The organism is uncultured Streptococcus sp., assembly GCF_963528215.1.
Taxonomy (GTDB): Bacteria; Bacillota; Bacilli; order Lactobacillales; family Streptococcaceae; genus Streptococcus.
The window spans coordinates 12,605-38,355 of the sequence record NZ_CAURVL010000016.1 but is presented as its reverse complement, the minus strand read 5'-3'; the positions used below and the strand labels follow the sequence as shown (position 1 = coordinate 38,355).

24 protein-coding genes are annotated in these 25,751 nt (G+C 44.1%); 22 read left to right on the top strand and 2 right to left on the bottom strand.

Annotated features, from left to right (window positions below):
• Nucleotides 1-194 precede the first annotated feature (194 nt).
• The 13 genes from RWS24_RS07425 (at nt 195) to RWS24_RS07365 (ending at nt 12,865) form a co-directional block, all read left to right on the top strand.
• Nucleotides 195-560, top strand: a complete 366-nt coding sequence (locus tag RWS24_RS07425) for an Asp23/Gls24 family envelope stress response protein (RefSeq protein ID WP_002893676.1) — start codon at nt 195-197, stop codon at nt 558-560.
• 2 nt (nt 561-562) lie between these two features.
• Nucleotides 563-2,227 (top strand): DAK2 domain-containing protein, encoded by a 1,665-nt coding sequence (locus tag RWS24_RS07420; protein ID WP_002917709.1) that lies wholly within the window; start codon nt 563-565, stop codon nt 2,225-2,227.
• A 110-nt stretch (nt 2,228-2,337) separates the two neighbouring features.
• Nucleotides 2,338-2,946, top strand: a complete 609-nt coding sequence (locus RWS24_RS07415; protein WP_002911751.1) for an SP0191 family lipoprotein — start codon at nt 2,338-2,340, stop codon at nt 2,944-2,946.
• Nucleotides 2,947-3,363: 417 nt separating this feature from the next.
• Nucleotides 3,364-4,239, top strand: a complete 876-nt coding sequence (locus tag RWS24_RS07410; protein ID WP_004192172.1) for an ABC transporter ATP-binding protein — start codon at nt 3,364-3,366, stop codon at nt 4,237-4,239.
• 10 nt (nt 4,240-4,249) lie between these two features.
• A complete protein-coding gene (locus RWS24_RS07405; RefSeq protein ID WP_004192169.1) occupies nt 4,250-4,984 on the top strand; it encodes an ABC transporter permease in 735 nt (244 codons plus the stop codon).
• Between the two features lie 4 nt (nt 4,985-4,988).
• On the top strand, nt 4,989-6,089 hold the full coding sequence (locus tag RWS24_RS07400) for a sensor histidine kinase (protein ID WP_004192166.1): 1,101 nt from the start codon (nt 4,989-4,991) through the stop codon (nt 6,087-6,089).
• Nucleotides 6,086-6,685 carry a response regulator transcription factor gene (locus RWS24_RS07395; protein WP_002893668.1) on the top strand — a complete coding sequence of 200 codons (600 nt, stop codon included), beginning with the start codon at nt 6,086-6,088 and terminating at the stop codon, nt 6,683-6,685. Before RWS24_RS07400 ends, RWS24_RS07395 begins: the two co-directional genes overlap by 4 nt.
• 260 nt (nt 6,686-6,945) lie before the next feature.
• Nucleotides 6,946-8,646 (top strand): acetolactate synthase large subunit, encoded by a 1,701-nt coding sequence (locus RWS24_RS07390; protein ID WP_314366437.1) that lies wholly within the window; start codon nt 6,946-6,948, stop codon nt 8,644-8,646.
• Nucleotides 8,639-9,115, top strand: a complete 477-nt coding sequence (gene ilvN / locus RWS24_RS07385; RefSeq protein WP_002898887.1) for an acetolactate synthase small subunit — start codon at nt 8,639-8,641, stop codon at nt 9,113-9,115. The genes RWS24_RS07390 and ilvN overlap by 8 nt, the downstream gene beginning before the upstream one ends.
• 64 nt (nt 9,116-9,179) lie before the next feature.
• Nucleotides 9,180-10,202: a ketol-acid reductoisomerase gene (gene ilvC, locus RWS24_RS07380; RefSeq protein ID WP_002898885.1), complete on the top strand. Its 1,023-nt coding sequence runs from the start codon at nt 9,180-9,182 to the stop codon at nt 10,200-10,202.
• A gap of 99 nt (nt 10,203-10,301) precedes the next feature.
• Nucleotides 10,302-11,552, top strand: coding sequence for a threonine ammonia-lyase IlvA (ilvA, locus tag RWS24_RS07375; RefSeq protein ID WP_314366432.1), 1,251 nt, complete (start codon nt 10,302-10,304; stop codon nt 11,550-11,552).
• A gap of 56 nt (nt 11,553-11,608) precedes the next feature.
• The gene (locus RWS24_RS07370; RefSeq protein WP_314366430.1) at nt 11,609-12,541 is read left to right on the top strand and encodes an SPFH domain-containing protein; all 933 of its coding nucleotides are present in this window, start codon (nt 11,609-11,611) and stop codon (nt 12,539-12,541) included.
• Nucleotides 12,542-12,649: 108 nt separating this feature from the next.
• On the top strand, nt 12,650-12,865 hold the full coding sequence (locus RWS24_RS07365; protein ID WP_002893653.1) for a hypothetical protein: 216 nt from the start codon (nt 12,650-12,652) through the stop codon (nt 12,863-12,865).
• A 95-nt stretch (nt 12,866-12,960) separates the two neighbouring features.
• On the opposite strand, the gene RWS24_RS07360 is transcribed toward RWS24_RS07365, so the two are convergent.
• Together RWS24_RS07360 and RWS24_RS07355 are read right to left on the bottom strand one after the other, a co-directional pair.
• Complete coding sequence (locus tag RWS24_RS07360) at nt 12,961-13,701, bottom strand: amino acid ABC transporter ATP-binding protein (protein ID WP_314366427.1); 741 nt, start codon at nt 13,699-13,701, stop codon at nt 12,961-12,963.
• A complete protein-coding gene (locus RWS24_RS07355; protein ID WP_002920160.1) occupies nt 13,698-15,263 on the bottom strand; it encodes an ABC transporter substrate-binding protein/permease in 1,566 nt (521 codons plus the stop codon). The genes RWS24_RS07360 and RWS24_RS07355 overlap by 4 nt, the downstream gene beginning before the upstream one ends.
• A gap of 131 nt (nt 15,264-15,394) precedes the next feature.
• Here RWS24_RS07355 and RWS24_RS07350 point away from each other — a divergent pair, with 131 nt between their 5' ends.
• The 9 genes from RWS24_RS07350 (at nt 15,395) to sufB (ending at nt 25,647) form a co-directional block, all read left to right on the top strand.
• Nucleotides 15,395-17,290, top strand: coding sequence for a DUF2207 domain-containing protein (locus tag RWS24_RS07350; RefSeq protein WP_314366425.1), 1,896 nt, complete (start codon nt 15,395-15,397; stop codon nt 17,288-17,290).
• Between the two features lie 139 nt (nt 17,291-17,429).
• Nucleotides 17,430-18,272, top strand: a complete 843-nt coding sequence (locus tag RWS24_RS07345) for an undecaprenyl-diphosphate phosphatase (RefSeq protein ID WP_314366423.1) — start codon at nt 17,430-17,432, stop codon at nt 18,270-18,272.
• 174 nt (nt 18,273-18,446) lie between these two features.
• Entirely contained in the window at nt 18,447-19,199 is a 753-nt protein-coding gene (gene mecA / locus RWS24_RS07340; protein ID WP_314366422.1) for an adaptor protein MecA, read from the top strand.
• Nucleotides 19,190-20,356, top strand: coding sequence for an MraY family glycosyltransferase (locus RWS24_RS07335; RefSeq protein WP_314366420.1), 1,167 nt, complete (start codon nt 19,190-19,192; stop codon nt 20,354-20,356). Before mecA ends, RWS24_RS07335 begins: the two co-directional genes overlap by 10 nt.
• A gap of 89 nt (nt 20,357-20,445) precedes the next feature.
• On the top strand, nt 20,446-21,216 hold the full coding sequence (gene sufC, locus RWS24_RS07330) for a Fe-S cluster assembly ATPase SufC (RefSeq protein ID WP_002893635.1): 771 nt from the start codon (nt 20,446-20,448) through the stop codon (nt 21,214-21,216).
• A gap of 41 nt (nt 21,217-21,257) precedes the next feature.
• The gene (gene sufD / locus RWS24_RS07325; RefSeq protein WP_314366417.1) at nt 21,258-22,520 is read left to right on the top strand and encodes a Fe-S cluster assembly protein SufD; all 1,263 of its coding nucleotides are present in this window, start codon (nt 21,258-21,260) and stop codon (nt 22,518-22,520) included.
• A 40-nt stretch (nt 22,521-22,560) separates the two neighbouring features.
• Entirely contained in the window at nt 22,561-23,793 is a 1,233-nt protein-coding gene (locus RWS24_RS07320) for a cysteine desulfurase (RefSeq protein ID WP_314366415.1), read from the top strand.
• Entirely contained in the window at nt 23,780-24,217 is a 438-nt protein-coding gene (gene sufU / locus RWS24_RS07315) for a Fe-S cluster assembly sulfur transfer protein SufU (protein WP_002893632.1), read from the top strand. The genes RWS24_RS07320 and sufU overlap by 14 nt, the downstream gene beginning before the upstream one ends.
• 17 nt (nt 24,218-24,234) lie before the next feature.
• Nucleotides 24,235-25,647: a Fe-S cluster assembly protein SufB gene (gene sufB / locus RWS24_RS07310; RefSeq protein ID WP_314366413.1), complete on the top strand. Its 1,413-nt coding sequence runs from the start codon at nt 24,235-24,237 to the stop codon at nt 25,645-25,647.
• Nucleotides 25,648-25,751: the final 104 nt, after the last annotated feature.

Here is a 25,751-nt window from a genome sequence, read left to right as displayed (position 1 = left end):
AAGTTTGGGCTTCAGCTCGTGCCCTTAAATCAGGTAAAGTTGAACGCGTTTAATTTTTATTTAAAAGGATGGAAATTTTCCGTCCTTTTTTGCTTGTAAATTTCCGCCTAGACAGTTGATTTAGACCCTTCCTCTTTTACACCCTGTATAAAATATGGTAGAATAAACTATAAAATACTTTTGAGGTACAAATTATGACTGTGAAAATTAATACAAAAGATGGTCAAATTGAGCTGACTGATGATGTGATTGCGACAATCGTCGGCGGTGCAGCGACTGAAATTTTTGGTGTAGTTGGCATGGCCAGCAAAAATGCAATCAAGGATAATTTTCAAGCCCTTTTAGGAAAAGAAAACTATGCTAAGGGCGTGGTTGTGAAAGCGACTGATGAAGGTGATATCGCAGTTGATGTCTACACTGTGTTAAGCTATGGAGTCAAAATCAGCGAAGTTTCCAAAAACATCCAAGAGCGTGTTAAATTCAGTTTGGAAAACAAGCTCGGAATTACTGCCCATGCAGTGAATGTTTATATCCAAAATATTAAAGTCGTAGGAGAATAATCGTGGCAAATATTACTACTAGTTTATTTCAAGAAATGGTGCAGGCGGCATCTACTCGCTTAAATAAACAGGCTGAATATGTAAACTCTTTGAATGTCTTCCCGGTTCCAGATGGCGATACAGGGACCAACATGGGCATGACCATTGAAAATGGTGCCAAGGAAGTGTCAGATAAGTCTGCTTCAACAGTTGGCGAAGCGGCGGGTATCTTTGCGAAAGGCCTTTTGATGGGCGCGCGTGGTAACTCAGGAGTTATCACTTCCCAGCTTTTCCGCGGTTTTTCTCAAAGTGTGAAAGAGCATGAAGAGCTGACTGGTGAAGATCTAGCTCTGGCCTTTCAGTCTGGTGTAGAAGTGGCTTACAAGGCAGTTATGAAGCCGGTTGAGGGAACGATTTTGACTGTTTCCCGCGGTGCGGCTATCGGAGCCAAGAAGAAAGCTGAAGTCACTAATGATGCTGTAGAAGTTATGAAAGCAGCTCTTGAAGGAGCAAAGGCTGCTTTGGCTAAGACACCGGATATGCTGCCGGTTCTGAAAGAAGTCGGCGTTGTGGACTCTGGCGGTCAAGGGTTGGTCTTTATCTACGAAGGCTTCTTGTCTGCACTTACAGGCGAATATATCGCATCTGAGGACTTTGTGGCGACACCTGCGACCATGTCTGAGATGATCAATGCTGAGCATCATAAGTCTGTAGCTGGCCATGTGGCAACAGAGGACATCACTTACGGCTACTGTACAGAAATCATGGTGGCTCTCAAGACAGGTCCAACCTATGTAAAAGACTTTGATTATGATGAATTTCGCAACTACCTCAATGATTTGGGAGATTCCCTGTTGGTAGTCAACGATGATGAAATCGTCAAAGTCCATGTCCATACCGAAGATCCAGGACTGGTTATGCAGGAAGGTCTCAAGTATGGTAGTTTGGTCAAGGTCAAGGTTGACAATATGCGCAACCAGCACGAAGCACAGGTTGAAAAGGAAGAGCGCTCAGCTAAGCCGGCTCAAGAAAAAGAATTTGCGATTATTGCTGTAGTGGCTGGTGATGGTCTGGCTGAAATCTTTAAGGCTCAGGGAGTTGACTATATCATCTCTGGCGGTCAAACTATGAACCCATCAACAGAAGACTTCATCAAAGCTGTGGAGCAAGTCAATGCTCGTAATATTATTATCTTGCCAAACAATAAAAACATCTTCATGGCAGCCCAATCAGCAGCAGAAGTGATTGAACAGCCTGCAGCTGTTATTGAGACTCGCACCATTCCTCAAGGTTTGACCAGTCTCCTAGCTTTTGATGGCAGCAAGACTATTGAGGAAAACCAAGAGCGTATGACTGCAGCCTTGGCAGAAGTAGTCAGCGGCAGCGTGACGACTGCGGTTCGTGATACGACGATTGATGGCTTGGAAATTCATGAGAATGACAACCTCGGTATGGTGGATGGCAAGATTGTTGTTTCTAATCCAGATATGCTGACAGCTTTGAAAGAAACGTTCAGCAAGATGCTCAATGAAGACAGCGAGATTGTCTCTATCTATATCGGTGAAGACGGCAGCGAAGAGTTGGCTAGCAGTCTTGCTCAAGATTTGATGGAACAATTCGAGGATGTCGAAGTAGAAATTCATCAGGGCAGTCAGCCGGTTTATCCATATATTTTTAGTGTTGAATAGTATAAAAAGGCAATCGAAAGGTTGCCTTTTGTCATTTTGTAGAAAATACTTAGACAAGAAACTGGTATTATGTTATACTGTAACAAATAAAAAGTAAAAAAAGGTGAACTATGAAAAAATTTTTCATTCTTGTTATTTCTGCTTCGGTACTCTTGACGGGCTGTGTGCTTCCTAGCTTCAGCAAGCATCGTCCTAGACATTCTTCTGAATCAGCAGCTTCTTCTAGGCGGACTAAATCCAGCTCTAGCTCCAGCTCTAGCAAGTCATCCAGTTCTTCTTCTGAAAGTACAGAGATTGTCTCTAAAACCTTGGTTGGAGACATTGAAGGAATCCATCATCGTGATACAATTACCTATCAGGGCAAGAAAATCTTGAATCTTCGTATGGAATTGCTCACTTCCTTGCCAGAAGAAGCTAGTGCGGCATCAGCTACTTTGACTCCAGAGGAGATGACGACTATCATTCGTGAAGGAATGCAGTCTGATTCAAACTATGTAGCAGCTAAGAGTCTGGAAGGTGTCAATATTGATTATTCAGTTACAGCAGAGAAGAAATTGCAGACCTTGATTGAAATTGATTTGCAAAAGGTCAATGTCGAAGAGGTGGAAAAGAACAGTTTCTTCCAAGGTTTTGGACTGAAGGATATTAAGGATATTACACCTGAGATGTTTATTCTGAGTCTGAAGCTCAATGGTCTCAAAGAAGAGGTACAGAGCTAAAGTTTAAAAGCGTTGGTCGCCTCATCTTACAGATTGAGTAGCTAGTTTATTGAAAAATTTTTTAGATTAGGCTGCTTTAATTCCAGTTTCTATCTAAATTGCAACAGACATACAACTAGTCGGTTCCTCTCAACGAGGGGGCCGGCTTTTTTTGTGTCTTCATGCAGAAGGGAGATAGACAGATTATTCCAATATTTGCTGGCTTTGTGCTCTAAAAGCGGAATAGTGACATTTGTCATGTCAGCTGGTGACAAAATCAACTAGTAGGAAAAATTTCTTTGCCTTATAATATAGTTAACAAAATGATAAAAGGTTGCTGTAAGAATTCAAAAAGCATTTGGTCTTTATTCTTCTTCCGGCTTTGGAAAAATAAAGGAAAGATGCACATGCGCTTTATCGAATCAAAGGAGGAGTAAAATGGAACTGATTGAAGTAAAGAAGCTTTCAAAAAGCATTCATGGTAAAGAGATTTTAAAGGATATTTCGTTTGAAATCTCCCAAGGTGACTGTGTGGCCTTGATTGGCCCCAACGGAGCAGGTAAAACGACTCTCATGGATTGTTTGTTGGGCGATAAGTTTCTGACAGCTGGTGAAGCAAGGATTCAGGGGCTCAAACCAACTGACAATCATCTCAAGCAGTCTGTAGCGATTTTACCACAGGAAAATACAGTGGTGGAGGATTTGAAGGTCAAGGAACTCTTGGCGTTCTTCCAAGCTATTTATCCAAATAGTTTGTCCAATCAAGAAATTGATGACTTGCTGCAATTTACAGACAAGCAAAAGAATCAGTTGGCCAGCAAGCTGTCTGGTGGACAAAAGCGTCTCTTCTCTTTTGTTCTGAGTCTGATTGGCCGTCCTAAGATTCTGTTCTTGGACGAACCAACTTCAGCTATGGACACCTCTACTCGTCAGCATTTCTGGGAAATTGTTAATCAGCTCAAGCAGCAGGGAGTGACCATTGTTTACTCCTCTCACTATATCGAAGAAGTTGAGCATACGGCAGACCGGATTTTGGTGCTGCACAAGGGCGAGTTGATTCGCGATACAACGCCTTATGCCATGCGCAGTGAGGAGCAGGAAAAACACTTTACCTTGCCGCTGACTTATCAGTCTGTGCTGGAAAAACTGGATAATGTGACTGATTTAGAAATCAAGCAAAAGGCTTTATCTTTTGCTACTAGGGATGCTGGACAGGTCTGGCAGGTTCTTCAGGAAAACGGCTGTACAATCGAAGAGATTGAAGTACGTAACCGTACCCTCTTGGATAGTATTTTTGAAACGACACAAGAATAGGAGAGTAATCATGAAAAATATGGCAAGTCTTATGAAGATTGAGTTGATTTTAATGAAGCGGCAGGCTGCTTATTATCTCTTGTCTATTGGTCTGCCCAGCGTATTTTACCTGATTTTCTCAGGAATGATGTCTGGAAGTGATACGCCTGAACATGTGCTTCGAGGCTACCTCTTCTCTATGACTCTTTTTAGTATCATGTCTAGTGCTTTCTTTAGCATTCCAAGCACTTTGCAGTCTGATAAAAATAATAACTGGCAAAAAATGATTCAGCACTCGCCGATTTCTATGGTAAAATATTATATATCAAAGCTTTGCAGTACGCTGTTGACTTTTATGCTTTCTATCATCGTAGTCTTCTCGATTGGGCATTTTGTTCGCGGGGTTAATCTGCCAATGGTGGACTGGTTTCTTATTGCCTTGATCCTTCTGGTAGGAAGTGTGGTCTTTATTGCCATGGGTGTATTGGTCAGCCTCTTGCCAAGTGCTCAACTCATGTCTGTAGTGGGCAATATTGTCTATATGGCACTGGCTGTTCTGGGCGGTCTATGGTTCCCTCTGACTATGTTTCCAAAATGGCTCCAGCCAATCGGTAAGTTGACGCCAAGTTATCAACTGATGCAAGTCGTGTCTTCTTATTTAGAACACCATCAGTTTAATGGCAAGGCTGCTTTGATTGTTCTGATTTATACGGTTTTGGTTAGCATTCTTGTGCTGCAGCTCAAAAAGCGAATTGAGGTAAAATAAAAGCATGTGGGAAAAACTTAAACAAGTTCACTATATGTTTCATATTGCGCTGGTCTTTATCATCTTTCCAGTGGCGGGAGTAATCAGCGGGGAATACCCGCTTTTCCTCTTGCTCTGGACAGCTATTTTTGTTGTGGCTTACTATGCGGTTTTGCTAAGTAACCATCGCCTTATTCAATTTTTTTCTTGGTGTTTTTTGGTTGCTTACATATACTATGGTTCTGTCTGGTTAAATACAGGATTTACCTGGTATATTTTTTATCTATCTAATCTGCTGATTTATGAGCTGGATGATGTCTCGTTTAAATCCTGGCGTTTTTGGACCTTTATTGATTTGCAGCCTGCTATTGTGCTGACTAATTATTTGATGGGGAATGTTGGTCCAGCAGAACTACTCTTCTTTATTGTCACTTTTCTCTTTTCGGATGGTTTGACCTTTGGTCTCCATCGGATTCAGACGACCGAGCGAATCAAGGAAGAAAAGACCAAACAAAATGCCCAGCTGAATCTCTTTCTAGCAGAAAATGAGCGCAATCGGATTGGCCGTGACTTACATGATAGTCTAGGACATACCTTTGCTATGCTCAGTGTTAAGGCGGAGCTAGCTCAGCAGTTTTTGCAGATGGAAGCCTATGAAAAGGCAGCAAAAGAACTGCAGGAAGTGCAAGAGATCAGCAAGAAGTCCATGGCTGATGTTCGGCGGATTATTAACGATCTAAAGAATCGGACGCTGGACGAGGAACTAGTGACCATTCGAGCCATGCTGGAGATGAGCGGCGTTCAGGTAAAAATAGATAACCAGCTCAATGTTGCCAGTATCCCACCGAGTCAGCAGTCAACAATCAGTATGATTTTGCTGGAGGCTGCTACCAATATTATTAAGCATGCCAAGGCTAAAAAGAGCAATTTTTCTTTGGTAAAGAAAAACGAAAAACTTATTTTAGACATTCAGGATGATGGTTGTGGTTTTCAGAAGCTGACCGGACGGGAGTTGCATAGTATTCGAGAGCGGCTGTCTGCCTTATCAGGAAAGCTTGAGATTCTTAGCAGCCAAGATCCAACATGGATTCGAATTGAATTGCCATACGGAGGGAAGGAAGCATGAAACTTTTGTTAGCAGAAGATCAAAGTATGCTGAGAGATGCTCTAGCTCAGCTCTTGCAGCTGCAGCCAGATGTCGAAGAAGTCTATCAGGCCGCAGATGGGCAGAAGGCTATTGACTGTCTTAGCTCAGAAACTGTTGATGTAGCTATTTTGGACGTGGAAATGCCCCACCAAACCGGCCTAGACGTTCTCGAATGGGTCAAGGCCAATCGACCCAACATCAAGGTCATCATCGTCACAACCTTCAAGCGACCGGGCTACTTTGAGCGAGCTGTTAAGGCGGATGTAGATGCTTATGTGCTCAAAGAGCGCAGCATTGCGGATTTGATGAAAACCATCCAAACCGTTCTAGATGGGCAAAAGGAATATTCGCCGGAATTGATGGAGGTGCTAATGACCAGTAGGAACCCTCTCTCTCAGCAGGAGAGGCTAGTCCTGCAAGCTGCGGCGACTGGCCTGTCCAATAAAGAAATTGCTGAAAAACTCTACCTGTCAAATGGAACGGTTCGTAACTATATGTCTGCTATTTTGACCAAGCTAAATGCTGAAAATCGAACAGAAGCCGTCCGAATCGGCCAAGAGAAAGGCTGGTTATAGCTATAAGATTCAGCTTTGGAGAAAAGGTGAGATAAGTTAGTTTTTAGCTAAAGTGAATATCTGTGTGAGGAATATTCCAATGAAGTGTCAGTACTATAAATATAGTTCTGACTTTTTATCTTTTATTAGAAAAAACATTCGGATTTAGAGAAAAAATGTAGAAAAACATTCTGCATGGCTTGCAATTTTTTTCAAAAATGTTATCATAGTAGAAAGCTTTTTGAATTTTTAGAAAATTGTAAATAAATGAAAGGGGAAGAATGGAGAAAATCAAATTAGAAACTTCTAAGACAGGCTCAGAGCTTGTTTTGGAAACCTTGAAAAGTCTTGGTGTTGATACGATTTTTGGCTATCCCGGCGGTGCTGTACTGCCGCTTTATGATGCTATTTATAGTTTTGAAGGCATCCGTCACATCCTAGGCCGCCATGAGCAAGGTTGTGTTCACGAAGCAGAAGGCTATGCTAAGTCTACTGGGAAAATCGGAGTAGCAGTTGTGACCAGTGGTCCGGGAGCGACCAATGCCATTACCGGTATTGCTGATGCCATGAGTGATAGCGTCCCCCTTTTAGTCTTTACTGGTCAGGTAGCCAAGGCTGGGATTGGTAAAGATGCTTTTCAGGAAGCGGATATTGTTGGGATTACGACTCCTATAACCAAGTATAATTATCAGGTTCGGGAGACGGCAGACATTCCGCGTATTATTACAGAAGCTATTCACATTGCGACGACAGGTCGTCCTGGGCCAGTCGTTATTGATTTGCCTAAGGATGTATCGGCTCTGGAAACGGACTTTATCTATGATAGCAAGTTGCATCTGCCGAGTTACCAGCCGACTATTGAGCCTAATGAATTGCAGATTAAGAAGATTATCAAGCAGATTTCTAAGGCTAAAAAGCCGGTCCTTCTTTCGGGAGGGGGTATCAGTTATGCCGAGGCAGCAGCGGAATTGGTTGCGTTTGCGGAGCGGTATCAGATTCCAGTAGTCACTACTTTGTTGGGGCAAGGGACCATTGCGACAGACCATCCTTTGTTCTTAGGTATGGGTGGAATGCACGGTTCTTTTGCGGCCAATATTGCTATGACTGAGGCCGACTTTATGATTAGTATCGGCTGCCGCTTTGATGACCGTCTGACTGGTAATCCGAAAACCTTTGCTAAAAACGCTAAAGTAGCACATATTGATATTGACCCAGCGGAAATTGGAAAAATTATCAGCGTGGATATTCCTATCGTAGGGGATGCTAAGAAAGCCCTGCAGATGCTGCTGAATGAAGAGCAGGTGCATAATAATACCAGCAAGTGGATTGAAAAAGTAACTCAGGATAAGGAACGGGTTCGCTCATATGATAAGAAAGAACGTGTCGTCCAGCCTCAAGCTGTCATTGAGCGCGTGGGTGAGCTGACCAAGGGTGATGCTATCGTCGTAACAGACGTGGGTCAACACCAAATGTGGGCCGCCCAATATTATCCATATAAAAATGAGCGCCAACTGGTAACGTCTGGTGGTCTAGGAACCATGGGCTTCGGTGTACCAGCAGCGATTGGGGCTAAGATTGCCAACCCGGATAAGGAAGTGGTGCTCTTTGTCGGAGATGGTGGCTATCAGATGACAAACCAAGAGATGGCTATTCTCAATATCTATAAGATTCCGATTAAGGTCATCATGCTTAACAATCATTCGCTAGGCATGGTGCGCCAGTGGCAGGAAGCTTTCTATGATGGTCGTACCTCTGAGTCTGTCTTTGAAACATTGCCAGATTTCCAGCTCATGGCTCAGGCTTATGGTGTTAAATCCTATAAATTTGACGATCCGGAGACTATTGTCCAAAATTTGGGAGTGCTGAAGGAAGATATACCAATGTTTATCGAGGTGGATATCTCTCGCAAGGAGCATGTTCTTCCAATGGTGCCGGCTGGCAAGAGCAATCATGAGATGTTGGGGGTGAAGTTCCATGCGTAGAATGTTGACAGCTAAACTCCAAAACCGTTCGGGTGTTCTGAACCGCTTCACAGGTGTTCTTTCCAGACGGCAGGTTAATATCGAGAGTATCTCAGTCGGAACGACGGAAAATCCGGAGGTCTCCCGTATCACCATCATCATTGATGTGGCTTCATTGGCAGAAGTCGAGCAGATTATCAAGCAGCTCAATCGTCAGATTGATGTGATTCGGGTTCGAGATATCACAGACCGTCCTCACTTGGAGCGTGAAGTGATTCTGGTTAAGGTCTCGGCTCCAGCTGATAAGCGGGCAGAGATTCTGTCTATTATCCAGCCATTCCGGGCAACAGTTGTAGATGTAGCACCTAGCTCCATTACCGTTCAGATGACCGGTGATGCAGAGAAGAGCGAGGCTCTGCTTCGAGTCATTCGCCCATATGGTATTAAAAATATTGCTCGGACTGGAGCGACAGGCTTTACCCGAGATTAAATCAAACCTTTAATTTGTTAAAACCGCCTAACAGGCAACAAAAATAGAAAAGAGAGAAAAACTTATGGCAGTAACAATGGAATACGAAAAAGATGTAAAAGTAGCAGCACTTGACGGTAAGAAAATTGCCGTAATTGGCTATGGTTCACAAGGTCATGCCCATGCGCAAAACTTGCGTGATACAGGCCACGATGTGATTATCGGTGTTCGTCCTGGTAAGTCATTTGATAAAGCTAAAGAAGACGGCTTTGATACTTATACAGTAGCAGAAGCAGCTAAATTGGCTGATGTCATCATGATTTTGGCTCCAGATGAAATCCAAAGAGATTTGTATGAAGCAGAAATCGCTCCAAATCTGGAAGCTGGCAATGCTGTTGGTTTTGCTCATGGTTTCAATATCCATTTTGAGTTTATCAAAGTTCCTGCCGATGTAGATGTCTTTATGTGTGCACCGAAAGGCCCCGGTCACTTGGTTCGCCGTACTTTCGAAGAAGGCTTTGGTGTGCCAGCTCTGTATGCAGTTTACCAAGACGCTACTGGAAATGCCAAAGATATCGCAATGGATTGGTGTAAAGGTGTTGGTTCAGCTCGTGTTGGACTTCTTGAAACAACTTATAAAGAAGAAACAGAAGAAGATCTCTTTGGTGAACAAGCTGTGCTTTGTGGTGGTTTGACTGCCCTGATTGAAGCAGGATTTGAAGTTCTGACTGAAGCAGGTTATGCACCAGAATTGGCTTACTTTGAAGTGCTGCACGAAATGAAACTGATTGTAGACTTGATCTATGAAGGTGGTTTCAAGAAAATGCGCCAATCTATCTCAAATACAGCTGAATATGGTGACTATGTATCTGGTCCGCGCGTGATTACTGAGCAAGTCAAAGAAAACATGAAGGCGGTCTTGGCTGATATCCAAAACGGTAAATTTGCGAACGACTTCGTTGACGACTATAAAGCTGGCCGTCCGAAACTGACTGCTTACCGTGAGCAAGCTGCTAATCTGGAGATTGAAAAAGTCGGTGCAGAATTGCGTAAAGCAATGCCATTCGTTGGTAAAAACGACGACGATGCCTTCAAGATTTATAATTAAGATAAAGAGCAGATAAGACATTAGGGGTTGGAATGCGAATTCCCAGCCCCTTGTTTTGCTTGATAGAGAATAAACTGAAAAAACAGGGAAGGAAGAAACATGCTCAGAGCAAAAGATATCACGCATGCTCATAAAGTGTTAAAAGATGTGGTTGTCAATACACCTCTTGACTATGACCACTATTTGTCAGAGAAGTACCAGGCTAAGATTTACCTAAAGAAAGAAAATATGCAGCGGGTGCGCTCTTTTAAACTCCGTGGGGCTTATTACGCTATTTCTCAACTTAGCGAAGAGGAGCGCCAGCGTGGGGTTGTCTGTGCTTCTGCGGGCAATCACGCCCAAGGAGTGGCCTATACATGTAAGGAAATGAAAATTCCAGCAACTATTTTTATGCCCATCACGACCCCTCAGCAGAAGATTGGGCAGGTCCGTTTCTTTGGCGGTGAATTTGTGGATATCAAGCTGGTTGGAGATACCTTTGATGCTTCGGCCAAGGCAGCGCTTGACTATACTAAGGCTGAAAACCGCACCTTTATCGATCCTTTTGATAATGAAGATGTCCAAGCGGGTCAAGGGACTGTAGCCTATGAAATCTTAGATGAGGCTAGGAGAGAAGCTATCACTTTTGATGCTGTTTTGGTACCAGTTGGTGGCGGCGGACTGATATCAGGAGTCTCAACCTATATCAAAGAAAGTCAGCCAGCTATCGAAGTCATTGGTGTGGAAGCCAACGGTGCCCGCAGTATGAAAGCGGCATTTGAAGCTGGAGGTCCGGTCAAGCTTAAAGAAATCGATAAATTTGCGGACGGCATCGCAGTCCAGAAGGTCGGTGCATCAACCTATGAGGTTACACAAAAGAATGTTCAAAATCTTATCGGTGTAGATGAAGGGCTTATTTCAGAGACCATCATTGACCTATACTCCAAGCAAGGGATTGTCGCAGAGCCAGCTGGTGCGGCAAGTGTTGCTGCTTTGGAAGTACTGAGCGAGTATATCAAGGGGAAGACTATCTGTTGCATTATCTCAGGTGGTAATAATGACATCAACCGTATGCCAGAGATGGAAGAACGGGCACTTATTTATGATGGTATTAAGCACTATTTTGTGGTTAACTTCCCGCAGCGTCCAGGTGCCTTGCGTGAGTTTGTGAATGATATTTTAGGGCCTAATGACGACATCACTCGTTTTGAATATATCAAACGGGCAAGCAAGGGAACGGGTCCCGTCCTGATTGGTATTGCTCTGTCAGATAAGCATGATTATGCTTCTTTGATTAACCGTGTTGAGCAGTTCGATCCCTCTTTTATCAATCTGAACGGAAATGAAACACTCTACAATATGCTTGTCTGATTGTAAAGATATTTTAGCCTAATTTGTATGCTTTCGTTTGAAACTGCAAATTAAATATGTTAGAATATAGTATAGTGAATCAAGGAGGCTTGAACATGTTTTTTATTCCATTTTTCTTTATCATATTGATTATAATCTTTGTATTCTTGATGCTTAGTGCAGTCTATGTGGTTCGTCAGCAATCTGTGGCAATCATTGAGCGTTTTGGACGCTATCACAAAACCAGCAGCAGCGGTATCAATTTCCGTCTTCCTTTAGGGATTGACAAGATAGCGGCTCGCGTTCAGCTGCGTTTGCTGCAGAGCGAGATTATCGTTGAGACTAAGACACAGGATAATGTGTTTGTAACCATGAATGTTGCGACTCAGTATCGTGTAAATGAAAACAACGTGATTGACGCTTATTACAAGCTTATGCGTCCTGAAGCACAGATTAAGTCCTATATCGAAGATGCCCTTCGTTCCTCCGTTCCAAAACTGACCTTGGATGAGCTCTTTGAAAAGAAGGACGAAATTGCCCTAGAAGTCCAAAAGCAAGTGGCAGAAGAAATGTCGACCTATGGTTACATTATTGTTAAAACCTTGATTACCAAGGTTGAGCCTGATGCTGAAGTTAAACAGTCTATGAACGAAATCAATGCGGCGCAGCGTAAGCGCGTGGCTGCTCAGGAATTGGCTGAAGCAGATAAGATTAAGATTGTGACAGCTGCCTCTGCAGAAGCTGAGAAAGACCGCCTGCATGGGGTTGGTATTGCCGAGCAGCGTAAGGCCATTGTGGATGGTTTGGCAGACTCGATCAAGGAATTGAAGGGGGCCAATATTGAGTTGACAGAAGAGCAGATTATGTCTATTCTTTTGACCAACCAGTACCTGGATACGCTGAATAATTTTGCAGATAGTTCGGGTAATAATACCATCTTCCTTCCAGCAAATCCAGAAGGAGTCGAAAGTATTCGGACTCAGATACTTTCAGCCCTCAAAGCTAAGTAAAGAAAATTCAGAATTATTTAATTTGTTCGAATTTGGTTTGTTTAAGTTGACAAACTGTATAAAAACAATTATAGTAGTTGATGTAGCTAGAATAGAGAGGAGTAAGAAATGGCTAAATCTAATTTCGAGAAAGTAGAATCTGTTGTTAGTTGGGTACGTGATAAGAAGATCACTGGTTACCGTATTAGTAAAGAAACAAATGCACGTGAAATGTCTATCATTGCTCTTGCTCAAGGACGTGCAAAAGTGAAAAATATCTCTTTTGAAACAGCTCTTGGCTTGATTGATTTCTACGACAAAAACCATGAAAAATTTGAAGACTAAACTTCAAAATCGTGCAACTGATATTGCTCATTAAATAAAAAAAGGAATCTGGATTTAGTTCCAGATTCTTTTTTATTTTTGAAAATAGAAGTAATTTAGCTGAGGAAGCGTTGCAAGAATTCTTTGGTTCTTTCTTCTTTGGGATTGGTGAAGATATCCTGCGGGCTGCCAGCTTCAGCAATGACGCCCTTATCCATAAAGATGACACGGCTGGAGACATCACGGGCAAATTCCATCTCGTGGGTTACGACTATCATAGTCAGCCCTTCCTGAGCCAGTTCTTTCATGATTTTCAGAACTTCACCAACCATTTCAGGGTCGAGGGCTGAAGTTGGCTCGTCAAAGAGGATAGCATCAGGATTCATGGAGAGGGCGCGGGCAATAGCGACTCGCTGCTTCTGACCGCCTGAGAGTTGCTTAGGCTTGGCCTGCCAGTATTGCTCGCCCATTCCAACCTTGTTGAGGTTTTCTTTGGCAATTTTTTCGGCTTCTGACCGTTCTTTTTTCAGAACTGTTGTCTGAGCGACGATGGTATTTTCCAGGACATTAAGATTTTCAAAGAGATTGAAAGACTGAAAGACCATGCCCAGCTTTTCACGATAATGGGTCAGGTCATAGTTCTCTGCCAGGACATTCTTGCCGCGATAGAAAATCTGACCGCCAGTTGGTGTCTCCAAAAGATTAATAGAGCGCAGGAAGGTTGACTTTCCGCTGCCAGAGCTGCCGATGATGGAAATCACTTCTCCTTGATGAACTGTGAGGGAGATGTCCTTGAGGACTTCGTTTTCACCGTAGGACTTTTTGAGGTTTTTAATTTCTAAAATGGTTTCTGTCATGATTTCACTTCTCCTGTCTGCATTTGATTGGCACCTGTCGTGTAGTTGTCTGTGTCAAAGCGTTTTTCAACATAGCGCAGGATGCGTGTCACGCTGAATGTCAGGACAAAGTAGATTACAGCGATGATAGTAAAGGTTTGGAAGTACTGGTAAGTCTGGGTAGCGATAGTATTTCCAGAGAAATAAAGCTCAACTACCGAGATAACGTTCAACACGGATGTATCCTTGATATTGATGACAAATTCGTTACCAGTTGCAGGCAGAATATTGCGAACGACCTGAGGCAGAACAATCTTGCGCATGGTCTGGCCATGAGTCATACCCAGTGCTGTTGCGGCTTCAAATTGCCCTTTATCAACAGCAAAGATACCACCGCGGACAATCTCGCTCATATAAGCTCCGGTATTGATGGAGACGATGAAAATAGCAGCGATAGTTCGGTCGATAGAAATTCCGAATGCCTGAGCTGTTCCGTAGTAGATAACCATGGACTGAACAATCATGGGAGTTCCGCGGAAAATCTCAATATAGACATTTAAGAACCAGCCAAAGATTTTTTGCAGTGATGCTAGGAGTTTATTCTTAGAAGCTGGTGCTGTCCGATAAACGCCAATCAGCAGTCCGATGATGAGACCTGCGATGGTTCCTGTTATCGAAATAAGCAAGGTCAAACCAGCTCCGCGTAAAAATTGCGGCCAGTTTTCAGCCAGGATCTTAGCCACTTGACTGAAGAATGATTCATTCGTTGTTTCACTATCCGTATCAACAGGCTGTTTCTGAATCATCTCATCCATCAGCTTGACTTGATCATTGGTAGTAATCTTAGCGATTGCTGCATTGGCTTGCTCGATACGATTGTCATCCTTGCGCATACCAATGGCAATGGAAGCATCTTCTTCACCGACTTCAAAGCCTTTCTCAAATTGAATCATTTTGAAGTTGGAGTTGGCAGTCTCAGCAGTCAAGGCTTCTGGCCGCTCAGAGATATAGCCATCAATAACCCCGGATTCCAAGGCTTGTCGCATCTGGGCAAAATCGCCCATAGCTGTCTCTTTTTTGGCACCAGACAGTTGGTCAATGAGATTGTAGAGGTAAACTCCTTGCTGGGAAGTGATTTTGGCGTCTTTGAAGTCTTCTAGAGTCTTAGCGGATGCATATTTTCCATCTTTACGAACTAGGAGAACTGGCTCGCTGGTGTAGTAACTGTTGGAAAAGGCGATTTCTTTTTTCCGCTCGGCAGTCGGGCTCATACCTGCAATAATCATGTCAATTTTGCCGGAGGTCAGAGCAGGAATCAATCCATTCCAAGAAGTCTTGACAACCAGAGGTTCCTTGCCCATCTCTTGAGCGATTTTTTTGGCAATCTGCACATCGTATCCGTTGGCATATTGGTTGGTGCCTTCGATTTTTACAGCACCGTTGGAATCATCATCCTGAGTCCAGTTGAAGGGAGCGTAGGCTGCCTCCATACCGATTCTCAGGTAGTCATCGGCCTGAATAACATGGACCGTTCCTAAGGTGACCAGGAGGGCTGTAAATAAAGTGAGTAATAATTTCTTCATGGGATTCTCCTGCTTATCTAATAATAGTTCTTCCTATTCTATCGAAAATTGCTACTCTTTTCAATCCTAGTAAGCCCTTACTTGATAAAAATGATATAATAGAACAAAATATCTGTAAAGAGAGGTTGAGTATGAAACGATATTTTTATCTTCTGTTGGTTTTATTTTCCTGCCTTTGTTTTGGTCGGGTTGTCTCGGCTGTTGACTATGATATTGAATCCTATCAAGGCGATCTGGCCTTGCGTGAGGACAATACAGCTACCTATACAGAAAAAGTAACCTACAAGTTTAATGACGACTATAATGGTCAGATTGTTTCGCTGGGCTCGGCTGGAAAGATGCCCAATGGTTTTGCCATTGATGGGAATCCGACGGTCTCGATTCAGACCAATGGTGAGACTGATGTGGACTTTAGACCAGAAATCAAAGATTTGGGCGATGGTTATGAGGTCAAAATCTATAATTCAGGCTACGATGGTGACCGAGTCATAGTCACTGTGACCTGGCAGTTGAGAAATCTCCTTTTTCTTCACAGGGATATTGCTGAGCTCAACTGGACTCCTATCAGCGACTGGGACCAGGGGATAGGAGAGGTCGTTTTGACGGTTTCTGGCTTGAGCAATCCAGATAAGAGCGAACTCTTTGCTCATAGTGGCTACTTTGGTACCCAGCCTTTCGTGGATAAGGATGGCACTGACTATCTGGTCAAACTCAATGGAATTGGCTCGGGCGATAATGTCGAGCTCCACGGCTATTGGGATCGACAAGCGGTCTCTCTTGTGTCTCAGAATGAAGACGAGAGCGACTACTTGCCAACCTTTAAAGCTCAAGAAGAAAAGATTGCCCGCATGACGGTCTTTTACCGGCAGCTAGGAGAAATTTATATGCCCTTGCTGCTCTTATGTGCTATCCTTGTAGCGGCTATCCTTTATTTTGTCTTTGCTCAGAAGATTAAGCCTAAGCAGTCTTATCCCAAGAATGCCCGTCTATATGAGGCTCCTCAGGACTTGGCTCCCCTTGTCTTGGCGGAAAATATTTACGCAGTAGACATGGAGGATGTCGATCCGACGAATGGCGGCAAGGCAGTGCTGAACTTTGAAAACATGGTCCAGGCGACTTTATTAGACTTGCTGGATAGGGGCAATCTCCTCCTGCAGGGAGATACTGAAAATCCTGTTCTGCAAATAGCGACTTATGATGGGTTGGCGGACTTTGAGAGACGTTTTCTGGGCATGGCTTTTAACAAGCAATCCCAGGCTAGGGTGAAAGATCTCTTTTCAGCCTATCAAATTTCAGAAGATATTTATAAGCACAAGTCTTCTGCGGATGAGTCCTATATCCGTAACATCGGTAGTAATATCAAGTCCTTATTTACTAACAGTTTGCGCTCCTTATCTAAAGAAGTGCGCTCTGAAGGCAAGCGTTTGGGTCTCTTTGGTCACTACCGGCCTCTTAAAGTTCAGGAAAAGAGATTGCTGATTACTGCTATTATTCTGGCTTGTGCTGGTTTAGTAGTGTCTATCGCTGTTTTCTTTATCTATATGGCTTCTTTTGGCGGCTTTATCTGGTATTATATTCCTTTGGCGCTGGTGAGTCTTGTCTTGATTTTGATTTTTGCTAGTAAGGCACAGCTTTATTGGCGAGATGGCGTCCTGAATGACAAAGGCGCGCACGACTTCTATCTATGGAGAAGTTTTTCCAATATGCTGCGAGATATTGCTCATCTGGACAATACAGAAATCGAAGGTATTATCCTTTGGAACCGTCTCTTGGTCTATGCGACCCTCTTTGGCTATGCAGATCGTGTCAGCCGTGTCATGGCTCTGCGTCAGATTCACTTGGAAAATCCATCTATGGACAGCTATGTTCAGGCTAACCTGCACTATGCCTTCTATAGCAGTATGCACAGTTTCTCAAACTACGGCCATGTAGCCACCACAGCCAGCAATTTCTCTGTCTCATCTGGCGGAAGTTCAGGTGGTGGGTTCTCTGGCGGCGGAGGCGGCGGAGGCGGTGGAGCTTTCTGATAAACAAGCTCTCTCCTAGCCAGAAAAGTTATCATACTGGCTTTTCCTAGCCTTGAAATTGTGATATAATAAGACCTAATACTCTTTGGGAATTTAACTGTGACTTTCCTTGAGTAGACCCTTGTTTTAGGAGTATTCTATGTTTATCATTGAAATTTTTATCTCTATTATTTACGGTATCATTGAAGGAATCACAGAATGGCTGCCGATTTCCAGTACAGGTCACCTGATTCTGATTCAAGACTTTATCCAGTTTAAGAATCAAAGTCCAGCCTTTATGGAAATGTTTAATGTCGTTATCCAGCTGGGAGCTATTTTGGCGGTTGTCGTTATCTATTTTGACAAGCTAAACCCTTTTAAACCGGGCAAGTCAGCACGTCAGGTACAAAAGACCTGGCAGCTTTGGGCCAAGGTCGTCGTGGCAGCCTTGCCGGCTGCTGTTATCGGCTTATTCTTGGATGATTGGTTTGAAGCGCATTTTTATAATCTGGTCTCTGTGTCAGTGATGCTGATTGTCTATGGGGCGGCTTTTATCTATCTGGAAAGGCGTGAGCATGAGGAGCCTGTTGTGACAGATTTGGCACATCTTTCTTACAAGACTGCCTTGCAGATTGGTCTCTTTCAGGTTCTAGCTCTCTTTCCTGGGACTAGCCGTTCTGGTGCTACCATTGTCAGCGGTCTCCTAAATGGTGTCAGTCGTTCTGTTGTGACAGAGTTCACTTTCTATCTGGGGATTCCCATTATGTTTGGCGCTAGTGGCTGGAAAATTCTCAAGTTCATCAAGAATGGGAACAGTCTAGGATTTGGGCAAATCTTCTTGCTCTTAGTTTCCATGGGGGTGGCCTTCGGTGTCAGTCTAGTCGTGATTCGTTTCCTGACAGACTACGTCAAAAAGCATGACTTTACGGCTTTTGGGAAATATCGGATCGGCCTAGGCGGCGTGCTTCTGGCTTATGCAGCAATCAAAGCCTTGATGGGATAAAAGAGGTAATTTTAATGTTTCTCTGACTATCTCATGTAGTAAAATAATAAGCTCTCGGAATTTTCTGAGAGCTTTTTTTGGTAATTGCTGTTTTCAGAGCAATACTAGCTATTTTTTGAAATACGGGGGATTTTTTAGTATAATGGTAGGACTAGAAGTGTATGAGGTAGAGATATGGAAATGAAACAGATTAGTGATTCGACCATAAAAATCACGATTCAGCTGGAAGATTTGGAAGAGCGCGGCATGGAAATGGCCGATTTCTTGGTCCCCCAAGAAAAGACAGAAGAGTTTTTCTATACCATCTTAGATGAGTTGGAAATGCCGGATAATTTTTTGGACAGCGGTATGCTGAGCTTTCGAGTGACGCCTAAGCCGGATAAGGTAGATGTTTTTGTTACCAAGTCTAAGTTGGATAAGAATCTGAGTTTTGAGGATTTGGCAGATCTGCCAGACATGGATGAGCTATCTCATATGTCTCCAGATGAATTCCTTAAGACGCTGGAAAAGAGTATTTTTGAAAAGAGTAAGGAAGATATAGAAGCAGTCCAATCTTTGGAAACAGCAGAAGCGGAGGAAGGGGAGCAGCTTTCTCCGGAGGCGGCTGATGAGCAGTCAGCAGAAAATGCAGAGCGTTACATTTACTACATCCTGCGATTTGAAGATATTAAGGCTGCTGCGGCCTTTGCCCAGACGGTGGACTATAAGATTGACTTATCAGAGCTTTATAAGTATGATTCAGCTTATTATTTGACGATTTTGGTAGACGTTGAAGGCTGCCCAGATCGCTATCCAGCTTGGCTTTTGGCTAAGATGCGTGAATTCGCAGATGATTCAGATATTACTCGGGCAGTGCTACAGGAGCACGGGCACCTGCTCTTGGTGACAGATGCTGTCTCCGGTCTGCAAAAGGTTGAATGCCTATGATTACTTTTCCTTTAAAGTTTATCTTGGTATTGTTGGGAACTTTTTTTATCGGGGTGATTCTGACACCCTTGGTTCGGCTCTTAGCCTTTAAGATTGGTGCGGTAGATTATCCCAATGCTCGCCGCATCAATAAAAAGCCCATGCCTAGCAGTGGGGGGCTGGCGATTGTAGCGGCCTTTTCTATCTCTACTCTGCTCTTGATGCCGCAGATTGTTGCTGTAGATTTTTTTGAACAGACCTATTTTGATTATGTTTGGCCAGTCGTTCTAGGTGGTTTGATTATTGCCTTTACAGGCTTGGTCGATGATATCAAAGAGCTGTCGCCTATGCTGAAAATGGGGGGAATTGTTCTAGCAGCCAGCCTAATCTGGTGGCTGACAGATTTCCGATTGGATGATTTTAAGCTTCCTTTTGGCGGACCTTTCCTGCATTTTGAGCCTTGGCTATCCTATATTTTGACAGTGGTGTGGATTATTTCCATCACCAATGCGGTTAATTTAATTGACGGTTTGGATGGTCTGGTGAGTGGGGTGTCCATCATCTCGCTAGTGACGATGGGGATTGTTTCTTACTTCTTTTTGCCCCAGCACAATCTCTTTTTGACCCTGACAATTTTCGTCTTGGTTTTGTCAATTGCTGGTTTTTTCCCTTACAATTACCATCCGGCTATCATTTATCTTGGTGATACAGGAGCCCTTTTCATCGGCTTTATGATTGCCGTCTTGTCCTTGCAAGGCCTGAAAAATGCGACGGCTGTTGCGGTGGTGACTCCTATGATTATCTTAGGGGTGCCGATTACGGATACTTTTCTGGCTATTATCCGCCGTACTCTGTCTGGCCAGAAATTCTACACGCCTGACAAGCACCATCTCCATCACAGACTCTTGTCCTTGGGATTGACTCACCGAGGAACAGTACTGGTTATCTACGGAATTTCGCTGGTCTTTGCCATGATTTCTCTCTTGTTGAATGTTTCCAGTCGAATTGGTGGCGTGCTCTTGATGATAGGCTTACTTCTGGGAGTTGAGCTCTTTGCTGAGTTGGTCGGAGTTTTGGGGCCTAATCGTACTCCTTTGCTCAATATTCTCCGCTTTATTGGGAATTCCTCCTACCGAGAGGAAGTTCGGCGGAAATGGCGTCAAAAGAGGAATAAATAAGAATAGCTCTAAACAAAATAAAAGCCTTTTGGGCTTTTTTTTGGTATACTAAAGTGTGTAAATCAGCTAAGCAAAGAAAGGAAAAAGAAATGTCTGTCTTAGAAATCAAAGATCTTCATGTTGAAATCGAAGGAAAAAAAATTCTCAAAGGGGTGAATCTCACTCTGAAAACAGGAGAGGTTGCAGCTATTATGGGGCCAAATGGAACAGGGAAGTCCACCTTGTCTGCAGCCATCATGGGCAATCCTAACTACGAAGTGACTCAAGGAGAAGTGCTTTTTGATGGAGTCAATATCTTGGAGTTGGAAGTAGACGAGCGTGCTCGCATGGGGCTCTTCCTTGCTATGCAGTACCCTAGTGAAATTCCTGGTATTACTAATGCCGAATTTTTGCGAGCAGCTATGAATGCTGGCAAAGAAGACGAGGAAAAAATCTCCGTCCGCGACTTTATCATGAAGCTGGATGAAAAGATGGAACTGCTCAACATGAAAGAAGAAATGGCTGAGCGTTACCTTAATGAAGGTTTCTCCGGTGGTGAAAAGAAGCGTAACGAAATCCTGCAGTTGCTCATGCTAGAGCCGACTTTTGCACTCTTGGATGAGATTGACTCAGGTCTGGATATCGATGCTCTTAAGGTCGTTTCTAAAGGAGTTAATGCTATGCGTGGTGAAGGCTTTGGTGCTATGATTATCACCCACTACCAACGCTTGCTCAACTACATCACTCCAGATGTGGTTCACGTCATGATGGATGGTAAAGTCGTTCTTTCTGGCGGTCCAGAATTGGCAGTCCGCTTGGAGAAAGAAGGCTATGCCAAATTGGCTGAAGAGTTGGGCTTCACCTATACTGAAGAAGCCTAGTCAAACATTCTTTTGACTTTGATGAAAGATAGGAGAATGACATGACAAAAGAATTAATTCAAGAATTTTCACAACTACATGCAGAGCCGAACTGGCTCTTTCAACTGCGCCAGCAGGCCTTTGATAAAATTGACCAGTTAGAATTGCCGCGTATTGAGCGGGTTAAATTTCACCGCTGGAATCTGGGAGACGGCCGTATTTCAGAGAGTGAGCCGCTGACAAGTGTTCCAGACTTTACAGCCCTAGACGACAATCTCAAGCTTGTTCAGTTGGGAACTCAGACTGTTCTGGAGCAATTGCCAGCTGATTTGGCAGCCCAAGGCGTGATTTTCACTGATTTCCAAACAGCTTTGGAAAAGATTCCAGAGCTGGTGGAGAAGCATTTCATGTTCGCAGTCAAGTATGATGAGGATAAGTTGGCAGCTTACCATACGGCTTATTTCAATAGCGGAGCAGTTCTTTATGTGCCGGACAATGTTGAGATTGATCAGCCGATTGAAGGAATTTTTTATCAGGACAGCGAAAGCGATGTTCCTTTTAACAAGCATATTTTGATTATCGCAGGCAAGCATTCCAAGGTTAACTACTTGGAACGCTTGGAAACTTATGGTGAGGGCTCTGTTCCAGTAACAGCAAATATCACTGTCGAAGTCATTGCTCAGGCTGGTGCTCAGATTAAATTTTCAGCTATTGATCGCTTGGGCGAAAATGTAACGGCTTATATCAGTCGTCGCGGTAAGCTGGACAACGATGCTATGATTGACTGGGCTATCGGCGTTATGAACGAAGGCAATGTCGTAGCTGACTTTGATAGCGACCTCTATGGCAAGGGCAGTCATGCGGATATGAAGGTGGTGGCTCTTTCCAGCGGTAAGCAAGTTCAGGGAATTGATACCCGCGTAACTAACTATGCCTGCAACTCTATCGGAAATATCCTGCAGCACGGGGTTATCTTAGAAAAAGGAACCCTGACCTTCAATGGTATCGGCCATATTATCAAAGGGGCTAAGGGAGCAGATGCCCAGCAGGAAAGCCGGGTTCTCATGCTGTCTGATCAGGCTCGCTCAGATGCTAATCCAATCCTCTTGATTGATGAGAATGATGTGACAGCTGGTCACGCGGCTTCTATCGGCCAGGTTGATCCGGAGGATATGTATTACCTCATGAGTCGGGGACTTGATAAGGCGACGGCTGAACGCTTGGTCGTGCGCGGTTTCTTAGGCTCAGTGATTGTAGAAATCCCTGTTAAGGAAGTCCGTGATGAAATGATTGAGAATATCGATATTATTCTCGCAAAAAGATAAAAAGCTGGGCCTTGCCCCGTATAAGTAGATAGGAGTCTTCATGTCTGGATTTAATGCAGAAGCAATCAAGCAAGATTTTCCCATTTTGGACCAAATTGTCAATGATGAACCTTTGGTTTATTTGGACAATGCGGCGACAACCCAGAAACCCAAGCAGGTGCTGGCAGCTATTGAAAACTACTATCTTAGAGACAATGCCAATGTCCACCGCGGTGTGCATACGCTAGCTGAGCGGGCAACGGCAGCCTATGAAGCAGCCAGAGAAAGAGTTCGTTCTTTTATCAATGCAGCTTCTAGCAGAGAGGTTCTCTTTACACGAGGGACCACGACGAGTCTTAATTGGGTGGCTCAGCTTGCGGCTGAAAGGCTGCAGCCTGGTGATGAAGTGATGATTTCTATCATGGAGCACCATTCCAATGTCATTCCTTGGCAGGAAGCTTGTAGGAAGACTGGAGCCAAGTTGGTCTATGTCTATCTCAAGGACGGTGCTCTGGATATGGAAGATTTCCGTACCAAGCTCAATAAGCGGACCAAATTTGTCTCTCTGGCTCATGCTTCTAATGTCCTCGGTGTCATCAATCCAATCAAGGAGATTGCCCAGCTGGTTCATCAGCAAGGAGCACTTTTGGTGGTGGATGGGGCTCAATCCATTCCTCACATGAAGATTGATGTGCAGGATTTGGATGTGGACTTCTTCGCCTTTTCGGGGCATAAGATGGCTGGGCCTACCGGCATTGGGGTTCTCTATGGCAAGGAAAAACTGCTAGAGCAGATGTCGCCAGTTGAGTTCGGCGGCGAGATGATTGACTTCGTCTATGAGCAGGAAGCGACCTGGAAGGAGCTTCCGTGGAAGTTTGAGGCCGGAACGCCGAATATGGCAGGAGCAATCGGTCTTGCGGCGGCCGTTGATTATTTGGAAGACTTGGGCATGGATGCCATTGCTCAGCATGAGCAGGACCTGATTGCCTACGTATTTCCTAAGCTGCAGGCAGTGGAAGGTTTGACCATTTATGGCTCTCAGGATTTGGCCCAGCGATCAGGCGTGATTGCCTTTAACCTAGATGGTCTTCATCCGCATGATGTCGCGACGGCTCTGGACTACGAAGGAGTGGCTGTTCGGGCGGGTCACCATTGTGCCCAGCCCCTGCTCACCTATCTGCAGTTGCCAGCAACTGTGAGGGCTAGCTTTTATATCTATAATACCTATGCAGATTGCGACAAGCTGGTAGATGCTTTAGAAAAGACAAAGGAGTTTTTCAATGGCGCTTTCTAAGTTAGACAGTCTTTACAAGGCGGTTGTGACCGACCACTCAGCTCACCCCCATCATCATGGGAAGTTGGAAGATGTGGAGCAGGTAGTCCTCAATAACCCGACCTGTGGTGATGTCATCAGCCTGTCTGTGAAGTTTAATGCGGAAGATATGATTGAGGATATTGCCTTTGTTAATTCTGGCTGTACCATCTCAACGGCTTCAGCCAGCATGATGACGGATGCGGTTCTGGGCAAGACAAAAGAGCAGGCGTTGGAATTAGCAGAAGTCTTCTCGCAGATGGTTCAGGGCCAGGAAGACAGTCGCCAGAAAGAATTGGGAGATGGAGCCTTTTTAGCAGGTGTTGCCAAATTCCCGCAGCGAATTAAGTGTGCGACCTTGGGTTGGAATGCCCTCAAGCGAGCAATTGAAGAAGATAAAAAGTAAGAATGTGAAAGGAAATTATGTCAGAAGAAAGAGTAGAACCAAAACCGATTGATCTCGGTGAGTACAAGTTTGGTTTCCATGACGATGTTGAGCCTGTTATCTCGACAGGAAAAGGGCTGAATGAAGCGGTCATTCGTGAGCTTTCTGCAGCCAAGGATGAACCAGAATGGATGCTGGATTACCGCCTCAAATCCTACGAGGCTTTCAAGAAGATGCCTATGCAGTCTTGGGGGCCAGATCTGTCAGAAATTAATTTTGATGACTTGATTTATTATCAAAAGGCCTCTGATAAGCCAGCTAGAAGCTGGGATGAAGTGCCTGAAAAGATCAAGGAAACCTTTGAGCGGATTGGGATTCCAGAAGCGGAGAGAGCCTACCTGGCTGGTGCGGCTGCCCAGTATGAGTCCGAGGTGGTCTACCACAATATGAAGGAAGAGTTCCAAAAGCTAGGAATCGTCTTCACAGATACCGACTCAGCTCTTAAGGAATACCCAGAGCTTTTCAAGCAGTATTTTGCTAAGCTGGTCCCTCCAACAGATAACAAGCTAGCAGCTCTCAACTCCGCTGTCTGGTCTGGTGGTACTTTCATCTATGTGCCAAAAGGTGTCAAGGTAGATGTTCCCTTGCAGACTTATTTCCGGATTAACAATGAAAATTCTGGTCAGTTTGAGCGGACTTTGATTATCGTTGATGAGGGCGCTAGCGTCCATTATGTTGAGGGATGTACTGCTCCGACTTATTCCAGTAATAGCTTGCATGCGGCAATTGTCGAAATTTTTGCCCTCGATGGTGCCTATATGCGCTACACCACTATTCAAAACTGGTCTGATAATGTCTACAACCTCGTGACCAAGCGGGCGAGGGCCATGAAAGATGCGACGGTTGAGTGGATTGACGGGAACCTTGGTGCGAAAACGACTATGAAATATCCGTCTGTCTATCTGGACGGACCTGGAGCGCGTGGAACAATGTTGTCTATTGCCTTTGCTAATACCAATCAGCACCAAGATACAGGAGCTAAGATGATTCACAATGCTCCTCATACCAGCTCATCTATCGTGTCCAAGTCTATTGCTAAGGGCGGAGGTAAGGTGGATTACCGCGGTCAAGTGACCTTTGGAAAGAATTCACAGAAATCCGTCAGCCATATTGAGTGTGATACGATTATCATGGACGATATTTCAGCGTCAGATACCATTCCCTTTAATGAAATCCATAACTCCCAGGTAGCCCTGGAGCATGAGGCCAAGGTTTCTAAGATTTCCGAAGAGCAGCTCTACTATCTCATGAGCCGGGGATTGTCCGAATCTGAAGCCACCGAAATGATTGTCATGGGCTTTGTCGAGCCTTTCACCAAAGAACTGCCTATGGAATACGCTGTTGAGCTTAACCGCTTGATTAGCTATGAAATGGAAGGATCAGTTGGGTAAAGCTTCGTCTAAGTGAAATTTTGAATCACTGCTTGAAGACACGCATTGTGAGTTAATATTCAAAGATGTTTGCTAGTTCTAGTCCAACATTTACAAACCATACA

Coding starts and splice junctions, on each gene's coding strand:
- RWS24_RS07425 (WP_002893676.1), top strand. CDS start 195: ATGACTGTGAAAATTAATACAAAAGATGGTCAAATTGAGCTGACTGAT.
- RWS24_RS07415 (WP_002911751.1), top strand. CDS start 2,338: ATGAAAAAATTTTTCATTCTTGTTATTTCTGCTTCGGTACTCTTGACG.
- RWS24_RS07410 (WP_004192172.1), top strand. CDS start 3,364: ATGGAACTGATTGAAGTAAAGAAGCTTTCAAAAAGCATTCATGGTAAA.
- RWS24_RS07405 (WP_004192169.1), top strand. CDS start 4,250: ATGAAAAATATGGCAAGTCTTATGAAGATTGAGTTGATTTTAATGAAG.
- RWS24_RS07400 (WP_004192166.1), top strand. CDS start 4,989: ATGTGGGAAAAACTTAAACAAGTTCACTATATGTTTCATATTGCGCTG.
- RWS24_RS07395 (WP_002893668.1), top strand. CDS start 6,086: ATGAAACTTTTGTTAGCAGAAGATCAAAGTATGCTGAGAGATGCTCTA.
- RWS24_RS07390 (WP_314366437.1), top strand. CDS start 6,946: ATGGAGAAAATCAAATTAGAAACTTCTAAGACAGGCTCAGAGCTTGTT.
- ilvN (WP_002898887.1), top strand. CDS start 8,639: ATGCGTAGAATGTTGACAGCTAAACTCCAAAACCGTTCGGGTGTTCTG.
- ilvC (WP_002898885.1), top strand. CDS start 9,180: ATGGCAGTAACAATGGAATACGAAAAAGATGTAAAAGTAGCAGCACTT.
- ilvA (WP_314366432.1), top strand. CDS start 10,302: ATGCTCAGAGCAAAAGATATCACGCATGCTCATAAAGTGTTAAAAGAT.
- RWS24_RS07370 (WP_314366430.1), top strand. CDS start 11,609: ATGTTAGAATATAGTATAGTGAATCAAGGAGGCTTGAACATGTTTTTT.
- RWS24_RS07365 (WP_002893653.1), top strand. CDS start 12,650: ATGGCTAAATCTAATTTCGAGAAAGTAGAATCTGTTGTTAGTTGGGTA.
- RWS24_RS07360 (WP_314366427.1), bottom strand. CDS start 13,701: ATGACAGAAACCATTTTAGAAATTAAAAACCTCAAAAAGTCCTACGGT.
- RWS24_RS07355 (WP_002920160.1), bottom strand. CDS start 15,263: ATGAAGAAATTATTACTCACTTTATTTACAGCCCTCCTGGTCACCTTA.
- RWS24_RS07350 (WP_314366425.1), top strand. CDS start 15,395: ATGAAACGATATTTTTATCTTCTGTTGGTTTTATTTTCCTGCCTTTGT.
- RWS24_RS07345 (WP_314366423.1), top strand. CDS start 17,430: ATGTTTATCATTGAAATTTTTATCTCTATTATTTACGGTATCATTGAA.
- mecA (WP_314366422.1), top strand. CDS start 18,447: ATGGAAATGAAACAGATTAGTGATTCGACCATAAAAATCACGATTCAG.
- RWS24_RS07335 (WP_314366420.1), top strand. CDS start 19,190: ATGCCTATGATTACTTTTCCTTTAAAGTTTATCTTGGTATTGTTGGGA.
- sufC (WP_002893635.1), top strand. CDS start 20,446: ATGTCTGTCTTAGAAATCAAAGATCTTCATGTTGAAATCGAAGGAAAA.
- sufD (WP_314366417.1), top strand. CDS start 21,258: ATGACAAAAGAATTAATTCAAGAATTTTCACAACTACATGCAGAGCCG.
- RWS24_RS07320 (WP_314366415.1), top strand. CDS start 22,561: ATGTCTGGATTTAATGCAGAAGCAATCAAGCAAGATTTTCCCATTTTG.
- sufU (WP_002893632.1), top strand. CDS start 23,780: ATGGCGCTTTCTAAGTTAGACAGTCTTTACAAGGCGGTTGTGACCGAC.
- sufB (WP_314366413.1), top strand. CDS start 24,235: ATGTCAGAAGAAAGAGTAGAACCAAAACCGATTGATCTCGGTGAGTAC.